Below are 25,636 nucleotides of genomic sequence, written 5' to 3' on the forward strand. Positions count from 1 at the left end.
CGCCCGTATTGACTTATCGGTGAAGCGCGGTCTATTCTGGTGTCCTGTCTGAAGAACAGGATTGCCATCTCCGATGGAGGTTCCCCAAGGATACGGTCGGTTCGACAGACCCATTGCGATTCAGCGAACAAGCAACGCTCTGCTCTCCCTGGGGGGAACCTCCATCGGCCCTCCGGGTTCGGGCGGAACGGCGCCGTCTTCGTCGTCGCTCCTCCTCACAATGAATGGGCATTGCATCGGCGGCGCTTCTGGAATCCGGCGCCGTTGCGCTCCGAAACATGGCAACCCTGTTCCTGAGACAGAACACTAGGCCCGGAAATCGGGCCGACCCGAAGTCGTAGTCGGGCGGGCGGGAGGCGCCGCCGGGCTGAGGAGTCCAGCAGGAGATTTCAATCATGCTGCGGTTGTCCAACACCCTCTCCGGAAGGATCGAACCCTTTCAGCCGCTGGAACCCCGGCAGGTCAAAATGTACACCTGTGGTCCAACGGTGTACGACTTTGTCCACATCGGAAACCTCAGAACCTTCGTCTTTCAGGACATTCTGAAGCGCTATCTGCGGTACAAGGGCTTCGGAGTCTTTCACGTCATGAACATCACCGACGTTGACGACAAGACCATCCGGAATTCCGAGGCGCAAACCATCGCTCAGCTCAAAACATTTACGGACCGCTTTACCCAAGCCTTTTTCGAGGACTGCGATCGGCTGGGCATCGAGAAACCCGACCGAGCTGTTCACGCGACCGATCACATCGATGACATGGTGGCCCTGATCCGGCAGCTTCAGTCCGGGGGTTACACCTACGAGAAAGACGGATCGATCTATTTCCGGATCGAGTCCTTCGAGGACTACGGGAAGCTTGCCAAGCTGGACCGTGAGGGAATCCGGGCAGGGGCTCGGGTGGACGTGGACGAATACGACAAGCAGGATGCGCGGGACTTCGTCTTGTGGAAGGCCCCCAAGAACGGGGAACCCCGATGGGAGACTCCCCTGGGTCCCGGTCGTCCGGGATGGCACATCGAGTGTTCAGCCATGAGCATGAAATATCTGGGCGAGACCTTCGACCTGCATTGCGGCGCGGTGGATCTCATCTTTCCCCACCACGAGAACGAGATTGCTCAAAGCGAGGCCGCCACCGCCAAGCCCTTCGTGCGCTACTGGGTTCACGGGGAGCATCTCATCGTGGACGGCGAGAAGATGTCCAAGTCCAAGGGCAATTTCTTTACCCTTCGGGACTTGCTCGAGAAGGGGATTCAACCCGGAGCCATCCGTTACGCTCTGCAGAGCGTTCCTTATAAACGTCAACTCAACTTCACGGCGGATGCCGTAAGGCAGGCCGAGGCCTCGCTCCAGCGGCTGCAGGATTTCAGGCAGCGGATCGAAACCGAGGCTCTGCCGACGGGCGCCAATCACGAACTCCAGTCCGGCTGCAAGGCGGTTCTGGAGAAGTTCGAGGAGGCCATGGACCAGGACCTCAACACGGCCCAGGCCCTGGCGGCCGTCTTTGACTGGGTGCGTCAGGTCAATACCGCCCTGGCGGCCGGCCGGGTCCATGACGCCGACGGCTCGGCGATTCTGGCCACCATGGACAGGCTCAACCGGGTCCTGCCGCTCTGGGAGTCTGAAGAGTCCGGGCTGGACCCCCGGATCCAAAGCCTTATCGAGCAAAGAAGCCGGGCGCGGAAGGCCCGAGACTTCGCTCTGGCGGACGAGCTCCGCAACCGGATTTTCGACCTGGGCTACCTGGTCGAGGACACCAAGGACGGCGTCCGCTGGAAGAAGCGATAGGACCGAATCCGCCGCGGCGTAGGTCGAGTTGCGTTCCAGACCCTCTCGCATCGAGACGGTTTCTCCCCGGGGCGCTCCCTGAGGAATAAGAGCAGCGCGCCCCCTCCCGGCTGTTGGGCTTCTCCGTCGGCATCTCTCCCTCCGCAACCTGTTGTCTTCATCCAACCGATCCACTGGGCCGGCTGCGGTCCGTGCGAGGGCCCCGGTGCGGTCCATCTGGCTTGAAAAGGGAAAGCGATGGCTGGCCGAGCGCTTCGGCCGTGCCCCCCGCCGGTCCAACCCCTCGGAGATGGGAATGAAAGGAGAATTGGTCGCCTACGCCTATCTGAAGCGGCAAGGGTATCGCATTGTCGCCCACCGCTACCGCAGCCGCTCAGGGGAGATCGATCTCATCGGTTGGGATGGAGACGTCCTGGCCTTCATTGAGGTGAAATATCGCCGGAATCGTCTATACGGAGGGCCCGAGGAAGCGGTGGGTCTTGCCAAGCAGCGGCGGATCTGTGGAGCAGCCGCCGACTATCGCCGGGGACTTCGTCGAAAAGCGGCGGTCTGGCGCTTCGACATCGTGGGCATTCAAGGGGACTGGGAGCATCCCGAGCTCTCCCTTTTCAAGGATGCCTTCAGGGTGCCGGGGAGGGTTGGCTGGTAGTATCGGCGGAACGGCCCCCGTACCCTCGATTGGTCGATGGATCCTACCGTCCTGCCGCTCAGAATTTGTAGCTGGTGAACAGGTAGGAGTAAGTGAATGGGTGGCCGGGGGTGTTGGCCTTGACAAAGGGGCCGGGAAGCATGTGTGCGAGGCCGCCTCCCAGGCTGAAGTTGTCGGTTACCGGAACGGCAAAGACGGCGTCGACCTCGTTGCCGACCTTTGCGTCCCGGGCGCCGCCAGGGGGTGGGGCTACCGCCACTCGCCCGACCGCGTTGTAGAGGGCATCGGTCCTGGAGGCCAGCCAGAAGGAGTGGAATTCCAATAGTAGCGTCAGCTTGGAGTGCGGCTTCAGCTCGCTCCCCAGGCGCAGGCCCTTGTGGTTGCGCCAGCCGACCCGGTTGGCGCGGCCGTACAGGAAGGCGGTGGTGGGATAGAGGTTATCGAAGCCCTCGATGCGGCCGTCGTTGGGATCCTTGTCGCCGGAGCCGAAGTTGTAGTGGACATAGAGGCGTGGGTTCAGCCTGGCCTCGATCGAATAGCCCAGTTCTCCGTAGGCGCCCCAGGCCTGGATTTCAGCGCCTGCCGCCTGCCCCCACTGGCGGACCAGGGCGGCGTTGTAGTCCCAGGGCCCCAGCCCTTTGCCCCAGGCCCGGAATCCCAGGGTATAACGGTCCAGATCTCCGAGTGCGTTCAGCTCATTGACGACCGAGGGCTTTGTCTGCCAGAGCAGGTAGGGTTCGAGAGTGGATCCCGGGATGACGTTCTCCAGGGAGACGTAGAGGCCGTGCAGGTATTCTCCCTGGGCCGATCGGTTCAAGCGGCGGTTGGGGTCGTTCCGCACCACCGAGGCCGAGAAAAGGTCGAGCTTGGCGCCCGATCCTCGCACCTGCAGCCTTACGGCGTCGAAGACGCGGGAGGTGTTGGACCAGTCTGGAGCACCGATCAGGCGCGAGTCGCCGTAGATCAGCGCCTGCCTGCCCACTTTCAGCGATGCCGCAGACCGGCTGGCGCCGATCTCGGCATAGGCCTGGCGCAGATCGAACGGATCCCGAACAGCTCCGGAGTTGGACAGCGCCGGCCGGATACCCGGCGCCCTGGAGTCCTGGGCCTGAATTCCGAAGTTCAGCCAGGAGACCGGCCGGATCCCCACCTCCAGACGGGTCCGTGTCAGTCCGTAGCCGTCGTCGCTTTCGTCGCTATAGCCCAGGCCCTGCAGGTTTTCGAAGCGGAAGCGGAACTCGCCGGACAGGGAGAGCCAGCCCGGCAGCTCTTCCCCCAGACCGCTCTGCAGCGTGACCGGAGTTTCGTCCTGCTTGGTGGAGCCTTCCTCTCCGAAACCGGGGCTTGCCGACAGGATCCAGACCAGACCTGCCAGGGCCACCCGCTTCAGTCGGGCACAGCAAGTCCTCGGGCCAGCCTGCCCTGGAGGGGCGGTCGAGACCTGCCGGGATGGTTGCTGTGGAGCCATCGACTTGGTGAATCCCATATCTCTTACGGGGCGCCCGGAGTGCCCACCGTGGGGGCAGGCGGTTTGCGCTTGGGACCGGAACCCGAGGCCTCCGCCCAAGGTCGATACAGCCTTGAGACGGCCACCGTCTGTCAGGAGTTCCTGGCCTCGGGCCTGTCCGATTCACCGGCAGAGAGCACCGGCTCATCTTCATCTTCATCTGCTGGTCCAGCCACTTCCACGCGGGCAGGCGTTTCCAGGGGCAATTCAACCAGCATCTCGGTGAATCTGCCGGGTTCGGTCTCCACCTTGATGGCTCCTCCATGCTCTCGCACGATATCGTTGGACAGCGCCAGCCCCAGCCCGGTTCCCTCATTGGTGGGCTTGGTGGTGAAGAAGGGGTTGAAGATCTTGTCGACGACATCGGCGGGAATGCCGTCCCCATTGTCCTTCACTCGGATTTCGACCCGATCCTCCAGGCGCTTGGTGCTGAGCCAGAGCGTCGGGCTGTACTCGGAAAGGGCTTCCTCGGGGGAACCCTTCCCATCGGCCTGTTCTCCACCGGGTGTTTGGAGGGAACGCCGTTTCTGATCGGTGGCATAGCAGGCGTTGCTGACCAAGTTCAAAAAGACGCGTCCCATCTCTTGCGAGACGACGTCAATGGACCCCAGCTCCGGATCCAGATCCTGCTTGATGTCCAGGTTGAACGACTTGTCGGTGGCTCGGGCGCTGTGGTAGGCCAGTCGGGCACTCTGATCGAGCAGACCGTTGATGTCGGTCGGTTGCCGCTCGCCCGAACCTCGTCCCATCGAGAGCATGTCGTGAATCACCCGATTGGCGCGATCCCCGTGTTGGCGAATGCTCTTGAGATTGCCGGTCAGATCTCCGGAAATCTCCTCGAGCAGCTCCCGGTCGTCCTTGCTCAGCTTCTCCTGGTTGTCGGTGAGGATCTCTCCCATTTCCTCCAGCAACTCCTCGGAAACTTCCGAGAAATTCTTGACGAAGTTGAGCGGATTCTTGATCTCGTGAGCCACGCCCGCGGTGAGCTGGCCGAGTTCCGCCAGCTTGTCGCGCATGACGATTTGATCCTGAGCCTTTCGCAGGTCGTCCATGGCTTTCTCGAGCTGAGAATTCTTTCCCTTCAGTTCTTCGGCCAGCTTCTCGACCAGGTTCAAGCGCTGAACCTCCAGGGCGTGACGTCGAAACACCTCCAGAGCCGCCGCCATTTCGGCCACTTCGTCGCGCCCGCTGATCTCCACCCGGGCCTCCAGATCGCCTCCGGCCATGCCACGCATGCGATCGGACAGCTTTTTGAGGCGGCGCAGCAGGATCTTTCCGACAAACAGCCAACCGATCAGCAAAGCTCCGGTAATACTGACCAGGTTCAGGATCAAAAGCAGCCTGCGTCCGGTGAGGATGGCTTGCGTGGAGGAGAGAGTCGCATCCTGAGCCCGCGCGCTGGCCGAACCGACCATGCCTTCGACTTCAGCCACGAGGTCCATGGAGAGACTGCGATTGCGCTCCAGCAGGTCCCGCTGTCTATTGGCGAGACCGAGTTCCTGGGCACGCAGATCGAATCCATTCTGTTCTCCCAGCCCCAGATCCAACAGCTGGTCGAAGACCGGGGATATCCTGTCCCGCAACGGAGCCGTGCCGAGAGCCTCAAGGCTGCGCCCGATGCCGTCGCGGGCCGACTCGAAGCGCTCCCGAACCGGCTCGATCAGCGGGATTTCCGTCAGATTGGTGACGCCCGCCAGAAGCTGGGTCGCAGTGGTCGCATGCGCCTGCAATTCGATCATGTGGCGGTAGCGATTGAACTCGGCTTTCGCGAAGTGCCGTGCCGGGGAGGCCGGCCGTTCGCCAAGGTTCCGGTAGCCGGTCAGGGCGTAGAAGTAATGGTCGTCGATGGCCGGAACCAGAATGACGGTCAGTTCATCCTGCAGACCTTCCAGCGTCGTGAGCAGTTCTTCGCTGCGCTCGCTGAGCACGAATGACCGGGATACCGAATCTCGAATGGCCCCGATGTTCGAAATAATTTCACTCCCATGGGCGAGAATGCGTGAGACTTTTTCTTCTTCCCCCTCGCGGGGGCTCAGGGCTTGGAGGCGTGTCTCGAAGTCCGTTTGCTCCATGGCAACCGCGGCGGCGACACCGGTGAAGTCGGCCGGAGTTGCGGCGGTGACCAGGCGCGGGGCCGCAGCCACCAGGGTGCCGGCCTGGCGCGCCACACCGAAGGCGGCGGTCATTTCCGGGATGCTGTCCTCGTTGACGCGGTTCTGGGCATCGCCCACTTGATTGAAGGAGAACCAGGCTACCAGGCTCGCCGACAGGGTGATGGCCACAGCTCCGCCGATCCCGATGTAGAGCTGCATTCCGAGCCCGATTCGGCCGTCACGAAGCCGCTGCACCAGCTCCATCGCGAGCCCGCGATGGCGTTGAACCCTCTCGGCCCCGATCAGCCGGGACAAGGGGCTCAAGATGGCTGTCAGGAATCGGCTCTCGAGCAGTCGCTGCAACAAGCCGGCGGCGGCGGTTCCCACGGACTGGCCGATTGGGGTCTTGGAGCGGGCGGCAGGCCGCTTTGATTCCCCGGAGTGAAAACGGTTCTTGAACAGGCTTCGCAGCCGGTCGATCACGGCCGACCCCCGCCCCGGAGCGTCTCGATTGGGTGATAGTAGCCGTCGCGGCCGATCCTGGTCAGGAAAACGGAATCGGAGCCCTGGTTGTCCGTGTCGCCGAAGCGGAGCTCGAACCCGTCCAGATCGATGGGGTCGGAGAGACGCAGACTGTCTAGAAATCCGGCTCGATCCACGTCTCGGCCGCAGCGTTCCAGGGCCGCGATGGCCAAGCGGCCGGCCAGGTAGCCTTCGAACGAGACAAATCCGGGTGTGGCGTCCGAATCGAAGGACCACAGGGCTCGGTTGTAGTTGGCGGTGATCGGGTGGGTGGTGTCGGTCGGCGGAGGAACCACCTGGGTAACGAAAACCCCTACGCCGGCGGGACCCAGTGCTTCCGACAAGGCGTTGCTGCCCACGAAGGAGAGCGCCATGAAGACCGCCCTCATCCCGGTGTGGCGAGCCCAGGCGATCAGTGAAGAGACCGGCTTGTAGGCGCCGATGAGAATCACCGCCCCCGGGTCTTGGGCACGCAGGTCCAGAAGAGGCGTCTTCACGGCGGTGGTGTTGCGCTGATACACCCCCACCGATACCGGCTTGAGCTGACGTCGCCCCAGGGATCGTGTCAAGCTGCGGTAGGTGTCACGTCCGAACGAATCGTCCTGATACATGACGCCGATACGGTCGATGCCCAGCCTGTCGGTCAGGTGGGAGACCATGGTATCGATTTCCTGCCTGTAGGAGGCCCGGAGGTTGATGACGTTTCGCCATTGTTCGTCCCGCAGGAAAGCGGCGCCTGTGAAGGGTGCGATGTAGGGAACTCCGGCAGCGGCGGCCACGGGGGTGGAAGCGCGTGAGGTCGGTGTACCCACGGCTCCGATAAGCGCGAAGACCTTGTCGTCGTGGATCAGTTTATGGGTGTTGGCGATGGCGGCTTCCGGCTCATAGGCATCGTCGAGGCTCAACAGCTCCAGCCGCCGCTCGTGAACGCCGCCTCGCGCGTTGGCTTCGTTGAAGGCCGCTTGGATTCCGAGGCGCATGTTGCGCCCCAGCTCTCGGGCAGGTCCGCTGAAGGCGGCCGATTGTCCGAAGAGGATACGATTCGCTGAGACGCCAACTTCTTGCGCGAAGCCCGCGGTTGGCCCGCTGAATAGAGAGCCGGAAGCGAGCAGCAGCGCCGCCGCCATCCGGCACGCCGGACTCATCCGTCCCTCCGCTTGATCAGAGTCAGATGATTTCTGTCCTGCTCCCGACGGTAAGATGCTTCGTCCATCAGAGTCTGCACCAGATAAACGCCCAACCCGCCGATGGGACGGTCTTCCAGGGGTGCCGCCACATCCGGCTGGGGAGCCTGGTGCAGTGGATCGAAGGCGCGGCCGTCGTCGGCAATCTTGATGGTGAGGGTGTCCGGTTCCGAGATCAGTTGGACATCTATCTTGTGTCCCGCTCTCTCCTCGTAGCCGTAATTGACGATATTGACGATCACCTCCTCCAGGACGAGCTTGACCTGGTAAAGGAGGGTTGGGGGCCATTGCTCCCGCTCCCCGAGATCCTCAACGGCCGCTTCAAGTCGTTGCAATTCTTCGAGCCGGGAATCGAGACACAAAGAAAGCATCGGGATCAGCCGCCGTCGCGACCGTGCAGGAGTGTCACGCAAGTGATGTCGTCGGACTGGGGAGTGGCGCCGGCGAATTTCTCTACGGCTTCAAAAACGGCACGGTTGGCTGCCTGGACATCTTCGGGCGCCGTACCTGCGAAGACGTCTTTAAGACGATCGGTTCCGAACTGGTCACCCTGCTCGTCGAAGGCCTCGGTGACACCGTCGGTGAATAGAACGATCAGGTCTCCCGGAGCAAGGGTCACGGTGTTGTTGTCGTAGTCGAGATCGGGCATCAATCCCAGAGCAATGCCTCCGGTCAAGGGCAACTCGACGGAGCTTCCGTCGGCATGCACAACCAGAGGTGAATTGTGGCCTCCGTTTGCATATTGAAATCGCTGACTGTCGGGGTCATAGACGCCATAGAAAACGGTAACGAACATGGCGGCGTCGTTGTCTTCCTGCAGCAACTGGTTCACCTCGTGCAACACTTCTCCGGGATCCGTCTTGCCGATGGCAGCACCCTTGATGAGTGTGCGGCAGGACATCATGAAGAGAGCGGCGGGAACCCCCTTGTCGGAAACGTCGGCGATGGCGATGCCGATGCGGCCGTCCTGCAGGCTGATGACATCGAAAAAGTCCCCTCCCACATTGCGGGCAGGTTTCATGTTGGCGAAGATGCGGCAGTCGGGCCTGTCGGGAAAGTGAGTGGGCAGGATCGACTGCTGTATCTTGCTGGCGACGCCGAGCTCGTTTTGCAGCGCCACCAGCTTGTCGCGCGATTCAAGAGCTTCGCGCCATTCGACAAGGTGCTGCAGGGTACGGGAAATGGTGAGCTTCAGGTCGTCAAAATCGATTGGCTTGGTGACAAAGTCGAACGCGCCCCGATTCATGGCCGTGCGGATATTCTTCATATCGCCATAGGCCGAGATGATCACGGAGCGGATATCGGGTTGGACCTTGGGGATCTGCTCGATCAGCGTGAGCCCGTCCATCTTGGGCATATTGATGTCGGACAGCACCAAGTCGATATCCGGCTGCTCCTTCAGCCGGTCGAGGGCTTCCAGGCCGTTTTGGGCAAAGACGAACTTGTAGAGGCCGGCGCGAATGTCGCGACGCATTCGCTGCAACATGAGCCGTTCGAGATCAGGCTCGTCGTCCACGACCAGAATCTTGTACTTCCAACTCATCGTTTGGCCTTCCCCACTGGCGTAGAACCCGCCACTCTTGTCGGGAGTTTCTCCTTGCCTGCAAAGACCCGCCTCCCGGTTTCGGAAGGTTAGTGTCCTGTCCCAGAAACAGGATTACCATCTCCGATGGAGGTTTCACCGGGAAACGATCGGTCGGAGAGGTCCGTTTCGATTTAGCGAGCAGGCACCGTGGTGCTCTTCCTACCCGGAACCTCCATCGGCCCTCCGGGGTCGGGCGGAACGGCACCGTCTTCGTCGTTGCTCCTCCTCGCAATGAATGAGCATTGGCTCGTCGTCGCTCCTAGAATCCGGCGCCGTTGCACTCCGAAAGATGGCAACCCTATTTCTGGGACAGAACACTAGCTGGCTTGCGCTCCATGGGCTGATCAGGTTGGCACAAGGATAGGCGGAACCCTCTCCGGCAGACTACCGGAAAGGGAGCGTCGCTAGCCTATGGAAGCTTTTGCATCGCCCAAATTTGCATGAATCGGGATGATCTTGTCGAAGCCGCTGATTTCGAAGACCTCTCGAATCGGCTCGGCGAGCGAGCAAATCAACAGCTTGGCGCTCCTTTGCTGGAGGGTTTTGGCGGTCAGCAGAATCACCCGAAGGCCGGCGCTGCTGACGTATGAGACTTTCTCCAGATCCATAATCAAAACCTGGTCGCTATCGCTGATCGCGGATTTCAAGGCATCGTCGAACTCTCTCGCATTGATGCTGTCGAGGCGACCTCCCGCCCTTGCAACCAGGAGCGTACCTTCCCGCTCCGTATTGATCTCCATCGGCTCCGTCTCCTTTGTGTAAGGTTCAACCTCCGGTCGACAATGACACCCATATGATGGTTATTTACACACAAGTGCCATAGTGTAGCAAAAATGGTCCAATCGGAATACTCGCACGACAAATCTAACTATCCGGCCCCGTTGCGTTCTGGAATCTGGCAACCCTAATTCTGAGACAGAACACTGGTCCTTTCCGCAAAGGGCTCTTCCCCTGTGCCTGGCGAATCTGTACGCGCGCTCACCTTGACGGCTACCTCGATTCTGGCGCTCTCTCCTCCTCGCAGGATTCCTCGGGTTGGGGATACGTCCCTGTAGTCGCGTCCCACCGCGATGCGCACATGCCGCTCGTCGGCCAGGCACCGGTTGGTAGGGTCGAATCCCACCCAGCCCAGTTCCGGGAGCAGGCACTCGACCCAGGCGTGGGTGGCGTTTCCCGCCGCCTGCTCGCCATCCAGGCCGGCGAGGTGCAGATAGCCCGAGACATATCGGGCAGGAATGCCCCAGGAGCGTGCGATCGCGATCATGGTATGGGCGTAGTCCTGACAGACGCCGCGACCCGATTTGAGGATTTGTTCAATGGAGGACATGACCGAAGTACTGCCGGGAGCGTAACGGAGCCGCTGGTGGAGCGTGTCCGAAAGCCGCAGCAGCCCCTCCAGAGGATCCCTCCCGGGCTGGATGCCGTACCGGTCGACGAATTGGGCGAGGAGGGATGACGGTCGGGTCAATGGGCTCGGGTGGATAAAGTCCCAGAGAGCGAAGGAGTCCTTCCACGATTGGATCTCTATCCAGGCACCTGCTCCAAGGGAGTGCGGGAGGGGACTGAAGGGGGCCGGTGAAACCGTGGAACGAGCGACGATCTCCAGAACCCGATGCTCGCCGTCGAGATTGAAGACGTGTCGAGTATTGCCGAAACCATCCCGTTCGGAGGTCAGGAGGGAGGCCGGGTCGGTTTCGATGTCAAAACTCAGCACCCGCTGTCCCCGGTCGTTTTGCGGTTTCAGACAGAGCATCATCACGCACTGCTTCGGACTGCGAGTGTAGTGGTAGCGGGAGAGGTGCTCGATGTCGTAGTGGATGGCCTCAGCCATGGAATCAGTGGACGGGTGCGTCCTCGACGCTATAGTCAATGTATGCGGTCATTATCCGATCGTGGAAGTTACGGCAGTGCTCATCGATCTGCCGGAGCATGGCCTCCCGGTCTTTTCGATCCGGCCATTCGTGCCGGACCAGGGCCTGCGCCCGGCCTGCCAGCCGACTGGCGGCGGCGCTGCTGGCCGCGCTCGGTCCGTCAGCGATGGCGGCCAATTCCGTGGCGGCGGAGTCGAGCGAGCAGCAGAGCGAGTTGGGCAGCAGGGGGTCGGTGGCCAGCAGGTCCAGCACCTGATGGGGCTGGATTTCGACGCTGTGCTTGCGATCATAAGCATCGAAGGCGTGGTAAAGGCGTAGCAGGGTCGCGCAGTCCCCTTCCGGAGATTCCGGATAGAGTCTGGCGGTGGCGATCTGTGACAGGAAGAGCGCCACCGAGTGCTGGGCGCGCTCGATGTGATGGCCCAACTGCATGAAGTGCCAACCTTCGTCCCGGTACATGGTGGTCGCAGCTACCCCCGCGAACGTATGGATTTCTTCCACGGTCTCGGCGTAGAAATTCTCCGGGGAGGTTTTCCAAATGTCCTCGATGTTCAACCTCTGAATTTTCAGATAGGCCAGATTCAGGCAGATCCACATCTCGGCGCTGATGCGGTGGCGCATCTGCCGCGCGTTCTCGCGGCCCTGGGCAAAGCAGCTCCAGACCGAGTCGGGATTGGAGCGCTCGAAAGTGAGATCTCCGGCCAGCGTGTAGGAATCTGCCAGGGTATAGTTGTCTCTTCTGTCGAACTGGATGCCGCCGAAGGGAGGCTGCCGGTTCAAGGTGGTGTAGATTCTGCTCCAGCCGAGATGGATCTCCCGAACCGGCCTGTCCACCAACGCTTCCACCTGCAACTGCAGCAGGCGGCAGAGGTGCTGCGCACGCTCGAGGTAGCGGCCCATCCAGTAGAGGCCCTGCGCGCTACGCGATAGCATGATTCCTCTCCAGTAGCAAAAAGATCCAGTCTCCGCTTCGCCTCCGGCCCGACGGAGATTTGCCCCGGCCGAGCACCGTCTCCGGTCGCGGTTGCGACCGGGATTCTCCCGTTTCCTCAAATGATTCAACCGGGCTCCGAAACGGAGCCCGGCACGCCCTGTCTGCGGGCCTCAGTCACGATCCTCCTCTTCCGGCATCAAGACGAACTCGGGGTAGGCTTCGATACCCAACTCCCCGGCGTCCTGGCCCAGTTGCTCGACCTGGCGCGTCACCCGTGCCGTCAAGATCAGATCCAGCAATCGCCACAGCACCCAGGAACTTGCGAAGACGAAGGCTCCGATGGCCAGGATGCCGATCAGTTGCACACCGAGCCCGCCGCCCCCGGCGATGCAGGCAGCCAGAGTTCCCCAGATTCCTGCGAACAGGTGGGCCGGGATGGCTCCCACCACGTCATCCAGCTTGACCTTCTCCAGGAGCTTGAGTCCGGCGGTGCACACCATGCCTCCGATGGCGCCGATGATCACGGCCCAGTAGTGCTCCACGATGTCGGGCGCGGCGGTGATCGAGACCAGTCCCGCGATGGCGCCGTTCAGTCCGGCAAACAGGTCCATGCGCCCCAGTATGGGCCGCGAGACAGCCAGAGCCATCATGACTCCGGCGGCTGCCGCCAGGTTGGTGTTGACCAGCACGTGGCTCATGGCGATGACATCGGCCGCGCTCCCCAGCGCCAATTGCGAGCCACCGTTGAAGCCGAACCATCCGAACCAGAGGATGAACACTCCCAGGGTCACTGCCAGGATGTTCGAGGGCGGAGTAGGCTTGGTAGTTCCGTCCTTGCGGAATTTGCCATACCTCGGTCCGACCACCATGGCTCCCGCAAGCGCCGCCCATCCCCCGGTGCTGTGCACGATGGTCGAGCCGGCAAAGTCCGTGAAGCCCATTGCGTTCAGCCAGCCCCCGCCCCAGGTCCAGGCGCCCACGATGGGATAGATGACGCCGGTCAGCAGGAGCGTGAAGACGAAAAACGGCCACATCTTGACCCGTTCCGCCAGTGTTCCCGACACGATGGAGGCAGCGGTAGCCACGAAAACCATCTGGAAAAACCAGTCCGACATGGTGGAGTAGCCCTTCTTGAGCAGTTCGGCTGACGGTGCAGCGGCCTCGGTTGCGGCCAGCAGAGCGACCTCGGTCTCCGAGGGCCCGTAAAGGAGCTTGAATGAGCCGATCACGCTACCCACGTCGACATACATGAGGTTGTAGCCGATGAAGTAGTAGGCCAACCCCGCGATGGAGTAGAGGCCAATGTTCTTCAGGCAGATCATCGAGGCGTTCTTGGTGCGCACCGAGCCCGATTCGAGCATGGTGAATCCCGCGCACATCCACATCACCAGGGCGCCCCAGAGGAGAAAAGAAAAGGTGTTGAAGACAAACACGACTTCGCTTTCGATCGCTGCTTGTGCCGCCGTGGTTCCAAGCAGCAGGCAGCCAACCAGGAGGAGTGTCTTTCCCGCCAGGCTGCCGGCGCGGCCTTTGTTCAAGAATCCGTTCATCACTGTTTTTGCCATAGGTGCCCCCTGATCTGTCGAGAAGTAACGGTGAGACGACCAACAGTACTTTGCATCTACCCTTGACCGCTGCCGCAAGAAATGCTTCGGCAGGATTCGATTTCACCTGTCGGCCCGGCGGTGGGAGCGCTCTTTCCGGCCTGGCAGCCTTGAAGCGCCCACCCGATTCAATCTTCCAGGACCCAAAGGTCCTTTCCTCCACCGCCCTGGCTGGAGTTCACCACCAGGCTGCCACGCCGAAGAGCCACCCGGCAGAAGGCCCCGCCCACCAGGCGCGTCTTGGTCCCGTGGAGCACGAAGGGGCGCAGGTCCACGTGCCTGGGCTCGGGACGGCCCTCGATCAGGCAGGCTGCGCGTGACAGCGGCAGCACCGGCTGGGAGATGAAGTCGGCCGGGTCGGCGCGCATCTGCCTGGCATAGGCCTCGCGCTCCTCGGGGGTTGAGTGGGGACCGACCAGCATCCCGTACCCTCCGGACTCGCCGACCCGCTTCACCACCAGGTTCTCCAGGTTGTCCAGGGTGTATTCGAGCCCCTCGGGCCGACGGCACAAGTGGGTTTGGACGTTGCCCAGGATCGGTTCCTCTCCCAGATAGTAGCGAATCATGTCGGGGACGTAGGCATAGACGCTCTTGTCGTCCGCGATGCCCGTTCCGGGGGCGTTGACGACGGCCACATTGCCGAGCTTGTAGGCGTGGATCAACCCGGGCACGCCCAGCAGCGAGTCTTCGCGGAAGACCAGGGGATCGAGAAAGTCGTCGTCCACCCGCCGGTAGACCACGTCCACGCGCCGCAGTCCCTTGGTGGTGCGCATGTATACGAAACCGTCTTTTACCAGCAGGTCGCGGCCTTCCACAAGTTCCGCGCCGATCTCCCGGGCCAGGAACATGTGTTCGTAGAAGGCGGAGTTGTAGACTCCCGGCGTCAACAGCGCAATGCAGGGGTCGTTTCGGCCGCCCGGCGAGAGCTCGCGCAACGTCTCCTGCAGCAGGCGCCCGTAGTGCTCGACCCCCCGCACCCGGGAACTTCGGTACAGTCGGCGCAGGCTGGTCTTGACCACTTTGCGGTTTGCGATCATGTAGGAAACGCCCGAAGGCACCCTCAGGTTGTCTTCCAGCACCACGAAGCCCTGGTTGGTACGCACCAGGTCGGTGCCGCAGATGGCGACCCAGGTTCCGTGAGGCACGTTGACGCCGCACATTTCGCTGCGGTACTGGGGGCAGCCGCGCACAACGTCCACCGGAATCACACCGTCGTCGATGATGCGGGCCTTCCCGTAGACATCATTCAGGAAGCGGTTCAGGGCCGTGAGGCGTTGCGTCAGGCCGATTTCGAGATGCTTCCACTCGACAGCCGGCAGGATCCGAGGCAGGCAGTCGACCGGGATAATCCGCTCGTTGGCTTCGGCGTCCCCGTAGACAGTGAAGGAGATGCCTTCGTTCGAAAAGGAACGGGTGACCCGCTCCTGGATGCTGCCGATCTCGTCACTGGAGAGTTGGCACAGGGTCTCGTAGAGCAATCGGGAATGCTCCCGGGGCTCGCCGTTCGGCTGAAGCATCTCGTCGTAGATCCCGTCGTCAAGATCGTAGCCGGCAAAATCCATGAAGCCGCGCGCTCTCGGGGAGGTTATCGGAGGACCTGATTCTGATTCGCGGCATTATCCGGCGTCATGCGGCCGTTGTCAATCCGGTCTGTCCACCGGGGACTTGCGCTTGCATCGGTTCCGGTTGTAACGGTAGACTCATGAGCCCGTGGAATTCAGGGGCGAAAGGAAGGCTTTCATGCAGTGGAAACGAGGCGAGCGGCTGACCGAGCCTCTGGTGAGGGACGGCGCCGGTCTTCGCCCGGCAGGTTGGGACGAAGCGCTGGAACGGGCCGCTCGAGGGTTTCAGAGGGCTGCCAGGGACAAGGGGCCGCAGGCTTTCGGGATGTTCAGTTGCTCCAAGACCACCAACGAGCTCAACTTCGCCGCCCAGAAGTTCGTTCGTACAGTCATTGGCAGCAACAACATCGACAGTTGCAACCGCACTTGACACGCTCCCAGCGTCGTCGGTCTGGCGACGGTTTTCGGGATGGGTGGCGGCACCAGTTCCTACCAGGAAATCGAGGATACCGATCTCATCCTGCTGTGGGGATCCAACGCCCGCGAAACGCACCCGATCTTCTTTCATCACGTGCTGAAGGGAGTGAAACGCGGAGCCCGGCTCTTCGTCATCGACCCCCGCAGAACCAGTTCGGCCCAGTGGGCTGACGGTTGGCTAGGTCTCGAGGTGGGCAGCGACATTGCCCTGTCCAACGCCATGGCCCGGGAAATCCTGGATGCCGGCCTGGAGAATCGGACCTTCATCGAGCATGCCACCAGCGGCTTCGACGAATACTGTCGCTCGCTGGAGTCCTACACGCTGGAACGGGGTGAGCGGGAAACCGGGGTTCCCGCCGAGAGCATTCGGAAGCTGGCTCACGAGTACGCTCGGGCAGAAAGAGCCGAACTGTGCTGGACACTGGGGATTACCGAGCACCATAACGCCGTCGACAACGTGCTGGCCCTGATCAACCTGGCGCTGTTGACGGGTCACGTGGGTAAATACGGGAGCGGGCTGAATCCACTGAGGGGTCAGAACAACGTCCAGGGAGGCGGCGACATGGGCGCCATTCCCGACCGGCTTCCCGGATTTCAGCACGTGGAGAACGACGAGCTCCGCTCCCGCTTCGAACAGGCCTGGGGAGTAAAGATCCCCCCCAAGCGGGGCCTGCACCTCAGCGGAATGTTCGACGCCATGGAGGAAGGCAAGCTGACGGCGCTCTATGTTCTGGGAGAGAACCCGGCGGTATCGGAGGCCGACCAGGGACGGGCTCTGCGTCTCCTTGGGGGGCTGGATTGCCTGGTCGTGCAGGACCTGCTCATGACGGACACCACGGCCATCGCCGACGTTGTCCTGCCGGCTGCGGCCGGCTGGTGCGAGTCGGAAGGCACCGTCACCAGCAGCGAACGCAAGGTGCAGCGCGTTCGCCGGGCGCTGTCCTCGCCGCCCGGAGTGAAGGACGACCTGGACATCCTCTACGAATTGGCCCGCCGCCTGGGAAGCGACTGGGGCCAACCGGAACCGAAGCGCATCTGGGACGAGCTCCGCGGCCTCAGTCCCATGCATCGCGGAATGAGCTACGAGCGGCTGGAAGCCCTTGACGGCATTCGCTGGCCTTGTTATGACGAGTCGCATCCAGGCGAGCTCTACCTGCACAGCCGACTGTGGCAAGAACCCCTGTTGGGGCCGCAGGCGCCCTTCAGTCCGGTTGAATTCGAACCCCCCGTGGACGAGTTGAACGATCGGTTTCCTCTCAGACTCACCACCGGCAGGCGTCTGGATTCCTACAATACCGGTGCCCAGACCTTGTCCTTTTCCTCTCCCCTCCGGCGGGGAGAATCATTGGATCTGTCTCCCGAAGACGGTGAGCGCTATGGGGTGCTGGAGGGGGAACGGGTCAAGGTGGTCTCGCGCCGCGGCTCGGTCATTGCTCCGGTCCGTTTCGATACCGGTCTCCGCCCCGGTCTGGCCTTCATGACCCTGCACTTTCCGGACGAGGTTCAGACCAACCAGCTCACCATCGACGCCGTCGACCCCAAGTCTGGCACCGCAGAGTTCAAGGCCTCTGCAGTTCGCATTGTCAAGCTTGCGGCTTCTCAGCCGGGCTAGTGTTCCGAGACGGGACACTATGGACGCGTCGACCACCCGGCCGGGGTAGCCGAGGAGTCCACCGTTGGATCTTCACATTGCGGGTCAATCTCCGGACCGGGACGAGCGGTCCGCCGTCGACAGCGTCCTGGGTCCCCTGCAGGACGGGAAGGCGGAAAGCTATCACCTCCAGCAAGAACGGCCGGAGCGGTCTCAGAGGCACCTGCTGCTTCCGGTTCTCCACGCCATCAACAGCCGCGTCGGCTGGATCAGCCCCGGAGCCCTGAACTACGCCTGCAGCCGGTTGAACCTCCCTCCTGCCGAAGCCTTCGGCGTCGCCAATTTCTACGGGCTCTTCTCAATGAATCGGCGGCCCAGGGTCGTCATTCACGTGTGTGACGACATTGCCTGCCTGATTCGGGGAGCGCCTGAGATCTGCGAGCACCTGGCGGGCCGCCTGGGCCCGCCCGGAGCGGCCGAGCCCTCGGACAAGATCACCTGGCTCAGGAGTCCCTGCCTCGGCCTGTGCGAGCGCGCCCCGGCTGCCCTGGTCTCGGCGGCCGGCCCCAAGCCCTGGGAATGCGCTTTGGCGCCAACCACGGCAGATACCGTACTGGCTGCAGTGGACCAGCCGGAACGCGAACCGGAGCCGCCTCCCGTGCCGACGTCACTCAGCGTCCCGCAACAGGGTCAACCGGGGTTGCGCCTGCTGCGCCGCGTCGGCCGCTTGCAGCCGGAGAGCCTGCAGGATCATCTGGCCCAAGGGGGGTATGAGGCCTTGAGGCGGGCAGTGGGCATCGGTCCAGAGCGGGTCATTCGAGAAGTCAACGATTCCAAGCTGGTGGGAAGGGGCGGGGCGGCCTTTCCCGCCGGGCGGAAATGGGAGGCGGTCTACCGTGCCCGTTCCTCCCAGCCGGTCCGTTACCTGGTCTGCAACGCGGACGAGTCGGAGCCCGGAACTTTCAAGGATCGGGTGATCATGGAGGAAGATCCCTATCTCCTCATCGAATCCATGACCATTGCCGGGCTGGCCACCGGCTGCCAACAGGGTTACCTCTACATCCGCGGAGAATATCCCCTGGCTTTCGAGCGCTTGAGCCACGCCATCCGCCAGGCCAGGCACCACGGTTTCCTGGGAAAGAGGATCCTGAATATGGACCTGTCCTTCGACATCGAGATCCGCCGGGGAGCAGGCGCATACATCTGTGGCGAGGAGACGGCGCTGTTCAACTCGATCGAGGGCTATCGGGGAGAGCCCCGAAACAAGCCACCCTTCCCCACCGAGGTCGGCCTGTTCGGTCGTCCCACCCTGGTCAACAACGTCGAGACCCTGGTCAACGTTCCGGGTATCGTCCTGTGGGGAGGACAGTCCTTTGCCACCATCGGGACTCCCCGGTCGACAGGAACCAAGCTGTTCTGTCTCTCCGGCCATGTCGGTCGGCCGGGAGTGTATGAGGTCCCCTTCGGCGCCAGCCTGGCAAGCCTGCTGGAGCTGGCGGGGGGAGTGGGCGGTAGCGGCCGGCTGCAGGGTGTCCTGATCGGAGGTGCGGCCGGGACCTTCCTTACTCACAGGGAACTGGATACCCCGATGACCTTCGAAGGTACCCGGGCGATCGGCGCCGCCCTCGGCTCGGCCGTGGTGATGCCCTTTGACGACAGTGTGGATCTGAGTAAAATCCTTCTGAGAATCGCGGCCTTTTTCCGTGACGAGTCCTGCGGCCAATGCGTTCCTTGCCGGGTCGGCACGGTGAGACAGGAGGAAGCCCTGTCCCGCATGTTCGGGGGGAATGTTCAGGGAGTGGGACGGGCGCCGTTGCAGTTGGCCGAGATCGGCCAGGTCATGAGCGACGCGTCCATTTGCGGGCTCGGGCACACCGCTTCCAGCGCCATCCAGTCCGCTCTGGCGCGCTGGGGGGAGTTTGAGGGTCTCCGCCAAGGGTCGAATCCGGAGGATTAGCGGCCCCTCGGCTGTCGTCGGGATTCAGCAACGGTTCCGGAGAATCAAGGCGACTGCAATCGAAGATCATGAACAAGAAAAACCCGGTGACGCAGGATAGTTTTTTCTTCAACGACTCGGCCCCCAACCCGACCGTCCCGGTGCCTCCCGGTCCGATTCCCGCGCCCCCGCCAGCGGCCCCCAGGAAAAAGGTTACCCTGACCATCGACGACAAGAAGGTTCGGGTTGCCGAAGGATCCACCCTTCTGGAGGCTTGCAGGACTCTGGGGATCGAAACACCCACCCTCTGCTATCTGGAAAACCTGAATCCTGTCAATGTCTGCCGCGTCTGCGTGGTCGAGCTGGAAGGGTCGCGGACTCTGGTTCCGGCCTGCTCCCGCCCGGCAGAAAACGGGATGGTGATCCGTACCGACAGCGAACGCGTCCGCCTGAGCCGTCGAATGGTCCTGGAGTTTCTGGCTTCCTCGGTCGATGTTTCCACCGCTCCCGAACTGCAGTCCTACCTGGAGCGCTATGGCGGGCAACCCGAGCGATACGGGCCCGCGGCGCCGTCGGCGGCAGCCGAAGAACCGGAAACGGAGCGGGCCGGAGCCCACTGCCCAACGGACGGCCAGACGGCGGCGACCGTGGCTCAGCCGGTCAAAATCGACAACGATCTCTATGTGCGGGACTACGGCAAGTGCATCCTCTGCTACAAGTGCGTGCAGGCGTGCGGCGAGGAGGCTCAGAACACCTTCGCCATTGCCGTCGCCGGCCGCGGATTCGACAGCCGCATCTCCACCGAATATTCGGTTCCCCTCCCGGATTCCGCCTGCGTCTACTGCGGGAACTGCATCGGGGTCTGTCCGACCGGGGCCCTGATGTTCAAGTCGGAATACGACATGCGTGAGGCGGGCACCTGGAAGGAATCCGAGCAAGAGCGCACCGACACCATCTGCCCCTACTGCGGAGTCGGTTGCACCCTCACCCTGCATGTGCAGGACAACCAGATCGTCAAGGCCACCTCACCGCTCGACCAGGAGGTTACCCGCGGACATCTCTGCATCAAGGGCCGCTTCGGCTGGCAGTTCGTGCGCGGGAAAGACAAGAAGAAGTGAGAAGTTTGAAGTTTGAAGTGAGAAGTGTGAAGTGTGAAGAGTGGGCGGTCGAGGGTTTCGGGAACAGGCAAACCCCTGGTGACCTGACCGAGCTTGTTTGACGGACTGCGCCGATGCTAACAAGACGCTTCGCGTGTCGATCAAATAGCTCTCCACACCTCAAACTTCAAACCTCAAACTTGTAACTTCTCACTTCGACCTTCAAACCTCTCACTTCAAACTTCTCACTTCACCCTTCAAACTTCACCGCTTCGGCCATCTCTCCGATGGAGAAATAGATAAAATCGGTAGAGGGGATGGTTTCCGTCCGCTCGGTTGCTCCCCAACTCCCACCTTCCGAAAGCCGCTGCCGGTCGATCCAGGCGTTGGCGATGCCGAAACGGTTGGCCGGCGCGTGGTCATGGTAGAGGCTCTGGGCCACGTGCAGGATTCGGGACCGGTCCAGGCCCAGATCCGACTTGAGGTGAGCCAGCAGGTAGGCGAAGTTGGCGTCGGCAGGCTTGTAGGAGCCGATGTCCTGAGCCGTGTAGACCGCGTCGAATTCAACTCCCAGTTTCCGCGTGGAGGCAGCAATCCCGCCGCGATGCACATTGGACAGGATCACGAGCTTGTAGTGCCGGCTGAGGAGACGCAGCCCGTCAGCACTGTCCGGAAATGCAGGCCAGTGTGGCACGGAGTCTCCGAAGGCTGTATCGAGGTCCCGGTTGGATTCAAGACCGTACATCTCGGCGATGCCGCGGTGTACGCGCGACAGCAGCTCCGGGTAAGGCAGATCGGGCGTGGTCTGCTGCTGTCGACTCTCCCCCCGGGCGAAGGCTCCGAGCGCGGTCTCGCGAGTGAGGTCCGACCCGGGATTGTTCAGGATCAGCGGTTGCAAGGCGTCCCAGATCCCGATTTCCCAGTCGATCAGGGTGCCGTAGCAGTCGAAGCTGAGGGCGCTGTAGTCGGTCAGGCGAGGCATGGATTCAGGTCCGGTTTGGAGCAAGCTTGACAATTTTACCCTCCGTGAGAGATGCGGTAAAATTGCTACAATGCGCGGTAGCGAAGATGCACTATGGCCTATTCCCCCGTTCGTGCTCGTCTTGTGCGTGTTGATAGTGAGGAGAAATGATGAAGAAAGCCAGCCGTCTCGGCTGTCTGGCCATGTTGGTGGCACTGCCCGGGTTACCCGCGACACTGTCGGCATTGGACCAGTCGGCCGGCCCTCGGCAGGAACAGTGCCTCGAGGTTCGGGTTCTGGATCCCTCCGCGGCATCGATCCCGAGCGCTACGGTCACCGTCGGTAATCGAGAGCAGATGACTGACAGCTCCGGTGTCGCCACCTTTTGCGGTCTAGGCCCCGGGCCACACCAGGTGGTGGTGTCGGCGGACGATTTTGAAGTTCATCAAGGTTCGGTGGAGACGTCCCAGGGCAGCATCACCGTCATCCTTCAGTTGCTCCTCGAGACCGAACTGGTGGTCGTCGGGAGCCGCGCCCAACCCCGGTCGGTGACCGAATCCCCCGTACCGATAGACGCCATCCCGCTGCAGGACGTCGTGAGCCAGGGATCCACCTCCCTCGACTACCAGTTGCGGACGCTGGTCCCGTCCTTCAACGTGGCCACCCATCCCATCAGCGACGCCGCCACCCTGGTGCGACCGGCCAGCCTGCGCAACCTGGCCCACGATCACACGCTGGTGCTGGTGAACGGGAAGCGCCGTCACCGCTCCTCGGTCATCGCCTGGTTCGCCGGGGTGACGGATGGCGCCCAAGGTCCCGACATCGCGCCTATTCCCGCCATCTCGCTGCGCCAGGTGGAGGTGCTGCGGGACGGGGCCTCCGCCCAATACGGCTCGGACGCCATCGCCGGCGTACTGAACTTTCAGCTCAAGGATGCCCGAGAGGGGGGCAGCGTGGAGTTCAACACCGGAACCTATCGCGCCGGGGATGGGGATTCCTACACCATAGCCGCAAACATCGGGCTGCCCCTCGGCAAGAGCGGATTCGCCAACCTCAGCCTGGAATACGGCAACTCCGACCCCACCAACCGCAGCGTGCAACGCGCCGACGCGGCGGCCCTGATCGCGGCCGGCAACACGGCCGTGGCCAATCCGGCCCAAATCTGGGGCAACCCCACCATCGACGACGACGTGAAGTTCTTCGGTAACTTCGGCCACCCGTTTTCCAACTCCGTGCAGCTATACGGCCACACCAATTATGCCGAGAAGAAGGTGACCGAGGGCTTCTACTTCCGGAATCCCAACAATCGGGCCAACATCTACAGCCTTGACGAAGGCAAGACCCTCCTGATCGGCGATGTGCTGGACGCGCGCGACGGAGTCCTTGACGGGTCCGCCAACTGTCCCGTGGTGCGGATCACCGACAACGTACCCGACCCCGAAGCCCTGGGGAGAGTGTTCGAGGATCCGAACTGTTTCTCTTTTCGGGAGATCGCCCCTGGAGGATTCACACCCCGGTTCGGGGGCGTGGTCACCGACATGTCGGTGGTGGGCGGCGTGCGCGGTGTTCTGGGTAACGGCATGAGCTGGGACGCCAGCGCCAGTTTCGGCGCCCATGAGTCCGACTTTTTCTTCCAGAATACGGTCAACGCCTCACTCGGGCCCGACACGCCCCGGGAGTTCGACCCGGGACTCTACCGCCAGGAAGACACCAACCTCAATTTCGACGTCTCCTATGCCGCCACCGACATGGTCAACATCGCGGCCGGCACCGAGTGGCGCAGGGAGCGTTTCGAGATCGGCGCCGGCGGAAGACCCTCCTGGGAGGTAGGACCCTACGCCGCCCAGGGCTTCGTCTCCGGCTCCAACGGCTTTCCCGGATTTCCCGACTATACGGCCGGCGCCTGGAATCGCAGCAACGTGGCCCTCTACGGCGATCTGGAATTGCGGGATCCGGACGACCGCTGGACGGTGGGTGGCGCCCTCCGATTCGAGCACTTCGACCTCTTCGGCGCGACGACCAACGGCAAGCTGTCGGCCCGGCTGGGGCTGAGTAAAACCGTCTCCCTGCGGGGCGGTGTCAGCACCGGGTTCCGTGCTCCCACACCGGGCCAGCAGAACACGCTCAACGTGCAGACCACCATCGACCCCAAGACGCTGCAGTTGGTCGATAGCGCCAACGTGCCCTCCACCTTCCTGGCGGCGGAACTGAAGGGCGGCAAGCCGCTCGAGCCAGAGACCTCTGTAAACACCACCGCGGGTCTGGTGGTCGACACCGGCCCCTTCACCTTGACTGCAGACTATTTCCGCGTCGACCTCTCCAACCGACTGGCACTGTCCCAAACCTTTACGCTCACCGAGGACGAGCGCGCGCTGCTGCTCTCGGAGGGGATCGCCTCCGCCGGCACGCTGGCTTTCTTCCGGTTCTTCATCAACGACTTCTCCAGTCGAAATCAGGGCATCGACCTGGTCACAACCTACACCCCGGCGGAACTGGGAGGCGAGACTGTCTTCAGTTACGCGCTGAACTATACCCACACGCAGTTGACGGAAGAGTCGGACCTGCTCACCCCCGGAGACGTGCTGGGGCTTGAACGTGGCGTTCCCCGAATCCGCTGGAACGCCGCCGTCACCCAGCGCCTGGGGCGGGTAGATTTGCTGGGCCGGGTGAACTATTTCGGCTCCTGGGTCGACCACTTCGACGCCCGCTTCGTCCGCGGCAAGGACTCGCCCCTGCTGGACGGGCGCCACATCCTCGACCTGGAAGCGAGCATCTCCCTGACCGACAGCCTGAGGCTGGCGCTCGGCGGTCAGAACGTCTTCAACACCTTCTCCCAGCGGATGGACCTCTTCGCCAACATTTTCGGACTCCCCTACAGCCAGTTCACCCCCTGGGGCATGAGCGGCGGATACTACTACGCCCGAATCAACTACTCCTGGGGAAGCGGTTTTTAGTGGTTAGTGGATCAATCCTCTGGAACTGAATGGCGCAGACCCGGAGGGTGCGGCGGGGGTTTTGCCGCCAGAGCCAAGACGGGGTCACCTGGGCCTTTCCGACCTGAGTGCGGAGGACGGCACTATTGCTTGCCAGTGCGCAAAGCTCCTGTGGGCTCACGCCCAGGAAGGCATTGCTGGAAGTCCCCTCGGCGCTTTCCGGCTCCGGTGAAGTCCCCCGGGCCGGACGGGAGCTGCCTCGCTCCAGGGCGAAGTCGGTGAACAGAAAGCCGACACCGCCCGGCACAAGCAACTCCGCCAGCAGCTGGAGGTGCCGCTGCCGCAGAGTTTCCACCAGTTCCTCGGGTACGGCCTGCGATCCGGTCACCGAGACGATCGAGTCGATGATCTGGGACAACAGGCACATCGAAGCGGCGACTTCGAACCGGCCCGGAAACGGAAGACCGGCAAAGGCATGGGCCTCGCGGATGCAGTGAGCGATGCTCTCTCTTCCGGGCCGGTATCGTTCCCAGGTAGCCAGGGTCTTCAAGATGCCGGTAAGGTCGATTCCCCCGTGGAGGCTGATGCGGCCGGGCGCAAGCGGAGATTGCCGCTGGACGCCCTTGGCCATGGCCTCCCGGTCGAGATCCACTAGGTCCACCTGTGCGAAACGGCCCGTGAATCGGGCCAGGTCCAGGTCATTGCAGTTACCGGCGCCCAGGATGCAGAGCCTGTCCGAGGCCGGCTGGGGAGGCTGGCAGATCAGGTCGGCCACCGCTTCCCGGTGAGAACGATAGAGGCGCCAGTTGTCGAGGGTCTCCCGGTTGAGTCGGAGTTGGCGCGCCACCAGGGGGTTGGTCCACAGATTCATGCAACGATCCGCCCGGCAGGGCGGGGGCGGGACTCATTTGAAACAAACGAAAAAAGAGTAATCCACGAAGTGACACGAAGGACCGCGAAGGGACACGAAGCGGGACGGCTCTGTCGCATCGACACGGCTGTGGCCAGGCAACCCGGGCCGCGCCCTCGGGTAGGTTTCATCCCATGACCTCTGTTGGCTGGAAACCGGTTCAAAGTCGAGCGAGCTTTTTGCAAGATTCGCAGCGAGGCAGGTAATCTTGCCGGCAAACTGAAGGTTCTGCCTTTTTCAATATCGGATGCGACCTGGTGAAGAGTGCTTTCTAACCACAAAAGGCACAAATTGTGTTCTTGTGCCTTTTGTGGCCATCTCCGGCAAACGCCCCGCTGCCGAATTTTGCAAAAGGCTCAAGCATGAGTAGATCTTTGATTTACATGGATGCACAGGATTTTTTCAGGAAACGGCTGGCTTTCAATTCCGGGAA

General features: G+C 62.3%; 18 protein-coding genes. 6 read left to right on the top strand and 12 right to left on the bottom strand.

Annotation, left to right across the window (positions count from 1 at the left end):
• Window positions 1-392 precede the first annotated feature (392 nt).
• Window positions 393-1,787 carry a cysteine--tRNA ligase gene (gene cysS / locus OXI69_05095; protein MDE2665505.1) on the top strand — a complete coding sequence of 465 codons (1,395 nt, stop codon included), beginning with the start codon at window positions 393-395 and terminating at the stop codon, window positions 1,785-1,787.
• Between the two features lie 289 nt (window positions 1,788-2,076).
• Window positions 2,077-2,436, top strand: a complete 360-nt coding sequence (locus OXI69_05100; protein MDE2665506.1) for a YraN family protein — start codon at window positions 2,077-2,079, stop codon at window positions 2,434-2,436.
• A gap of 58 nt (window positions 2,437-2,494) precedes the next feature.
• On the opposite strand, the gene OXI69_05105 is transcribed toward OXI69_05100, so the two are convergent.
• The 10 genes from OXI69_05105 to OXI69_05150 all read right to left on the bottom strand — a co-directional run bounded on the left by OXI69_05105 (window position 2,495) and on the right by OXI69_05150 (window position 15,298).
• A complete protein-coding gene (locus tag OXI69_05105) occupies window positions 2,495-3,904 on the bottom strand; it encodes an alginate export family protein (protein MDE2665507.1) in 1,410 nt (469 codons plus the stop codon).
• A 131-nt stretch (window positions 3,905-4,035) separates the two neighbouring features.
• Window positions 4,036-6,519: an ATP-binding protein gene (locus OXI69_05110; protein MDE2665508.1), complete on the bottom strand. Its 2,484-nt coding sequence runs from the start codon at window positions 6,517-6,519 to the stop codon at window positions 4,036-4,038.
• On the bottom strand, window positions 6,516-7,703 hold the full coding sequence (locus tag OXI69_05115; GenBank protein ID MDE2665509.1) for an ABC transporter substrate-binding protein: 1,188 nt from the start codon (window positions 7,701-7,703) through the stop codon (window positions 6,516-6,518). Before OXI69_05115 ends, OXI69_05110 begins: the two co-directional genes overlap by 4 nt.
• Entirely contained in the window at window positions 7,700-8,113 is a 414-nt protein-coding gene (locus OXI69_05120) for an ATP-binding protein (GenBank protein MDE2665510.1), read from the bottom strand. The genes OXI69_05115 and OXI69_05120 overlap by 4 nt, the downstream gene beginning before the upstream one ends.
• Before the next feature lie 5 nt (window positions 8,114-8,118).
• Window positions 8,119-9,285: a SpoIIE family protein phosphatase gene (locus OXI69_05125; GenBank protein MDE2665511.1), complete on the bottom strand. Its 1,167-nt coding sequence runs from the start codon at window positions 9,283-9,285 to the stop codon at window positions 8,119-8,121.
• A 446-nt stretch (window positions 9,286-9,731) separates the two neighbouring features.
• On the bottom strand, window positions 9,732-10,067 hold the full coding sequence (locus OXI69_05130) for an STAS domain-containing protein (GenBank protein MDE2665512.1): 336 nt from the start codon (window positions 10,065-10,067) through the stop codon (window positions 9,732-9,734).
• Between the two features lie 164 nt (window positions 10,068-10,231).
• On the bottom strand, window positions 10,232-11,158 hold the full coding sequence (locus OXI69_05135) for a transglutaminase family protein (protein MDE2665513.1): 927 nt from the start codon (window positions 11,156-11,158) through the stop codon (window positions 10,232-10,234).
• Window positions 11,159-11,162: 4 nt separating this feature from the next.
• Window positions 11,163-12,131 (bottom strand): alpha-E domain-containing protein, encoded by a 969-nt coding sequence (locus OXI69_05140; GenBank protein MDE2665514.1) that lies wholly within the window; start codon window positions 12,129-12,131, stop codon window positions 11,163-11,165.
• 171 nt (window positions 12,132-12,302) lie between these two features.
• Window positions 12,303-13,697, bottom strand: a complete 1,395-nt coding sequence (locus OXI69_05145; GenBank protein MDE2665515.1) for an ammonium transporter — start codon at window positions 13,695-13,697, stop codon at window positions 12,303-12,305.
• Window positions 13,698-13,864: 167 nt separating this feature from the next.
• Window positions 13,865-15,298 (bottom strand): circularly permuted type 2 ATP-grasp protein, encoded by a 1,434-nt coding sequence (locus tag OXI69_05150; protein ID MDE2665516.1) that lies wholly within the window; start codon window positions 15,296-15,298, stop codon window positions 13,865-13,867.
• Between the two features lie 178 nt (window positions 15,299-15,476).
• Between OXI69_05150 and OXI69_05155 the strand changes: the two genes are divergently transcribed.
• From OXI69_05155 to OXI69_05165, 3 genes are all read left to right on the top strand, one after another.
• The gene (locus OXI69_05155) at window positions 15,477-17,387 is read left to right on the top strand and encodes a molybdopterin-dependent oxidoreductase (protein MDE2665517.1); all 1,911 of its coding nucleotides are present in this window, start codon (window positions 15,477-15,479) and stop codon (window positions 17,385-17,387) included.
• 64 nt (window positions 17,388-17,451) lie between these two features.
• Window positions 17,452-19,323 carry an NAD(P)H-dependent oxidoreductase subunit E gene (locus OXI69_05160; GenBank protein ID MDE2665518.1) on the top strand — a complete coding sequence of 624 codons (1,872 nt, stop codon included), beginning with the start codon at window positions 17,452-17,454 and terminating at the stop codon, window positions 19,321-19,323.
• Between the two features lie 68 nt (window positions 19,324-19,391).
• Window positions 19,392-20,420 carry a 2Fe-2S iron-sulfur cluster-binding protein gene (locus OXI69_05165; GenBank protein ID MDE2665519.1) on the top strand — a complete coding sequence of 343 codons (1,029 nt, stop codon included), beginning with the start codon at window positions 19,392-19,394 and terminating at the stop codon, window positions 20,418-20,420.
• Window positions 20,421-20,649: 229 nt separating this feature from the next.
• Here OXI69_05165 and OXI69_05170 read toward each other — a convergent pair whose 3' ends face one another.
• Entirely contained in the window at window positions 20,650-21,414 is a 765-nt protein-coding gene (locus OXI69_05170) for an HAD hydrolase-like protein (GenBank protein MDE2665520.1), read from the bottom strand.
• A gap of 116 nt (window positions 21,415-21,530) precedes the next feature.
• Here OXI69_05170 and OXI69_05175 point away from each other — a divergent pair, with 116 nt between their 5' ends.
• The gene (locus OXI69_05175) at window positions 21,531-24,314 is read left to right on the top strand and encodes a TonB-dependent receptor (GenBank protein MDE2665521.1); all 2,784 of its coding nucleotides are present in this window, start codon (window positions 21,531-21,533) and stop codon (window positions 24,312-24,314) included.
• On the opposite strand, the gene OXI69_05180 is transcribed toward OXI69_05175, so the two are convergent.
• Entirely contained in the window at window positions 24,286-25,164 is an 879-nt protein-coding gene (locus tag OXI69_05180; GenBank protein MDE2665522.1) for a hypothetical protein, read from the bottom strand. The two genes, OXI69_05175 and OXI69_05180, sit on opposite strands and share 29 nt — an antisense overlap.
• Between the last annotated feature and the right edge of the window lie 472 nt (window positions 25,165-25,636).

Source organism: Acidobacteriota bacterium (genome assembly GCA_028875575.1).
Lineage (GTDB): Bacteria > Acidobacteriota > Terriglobia > Versatilivoradales > Versatilivoraceae > Versatilivorator.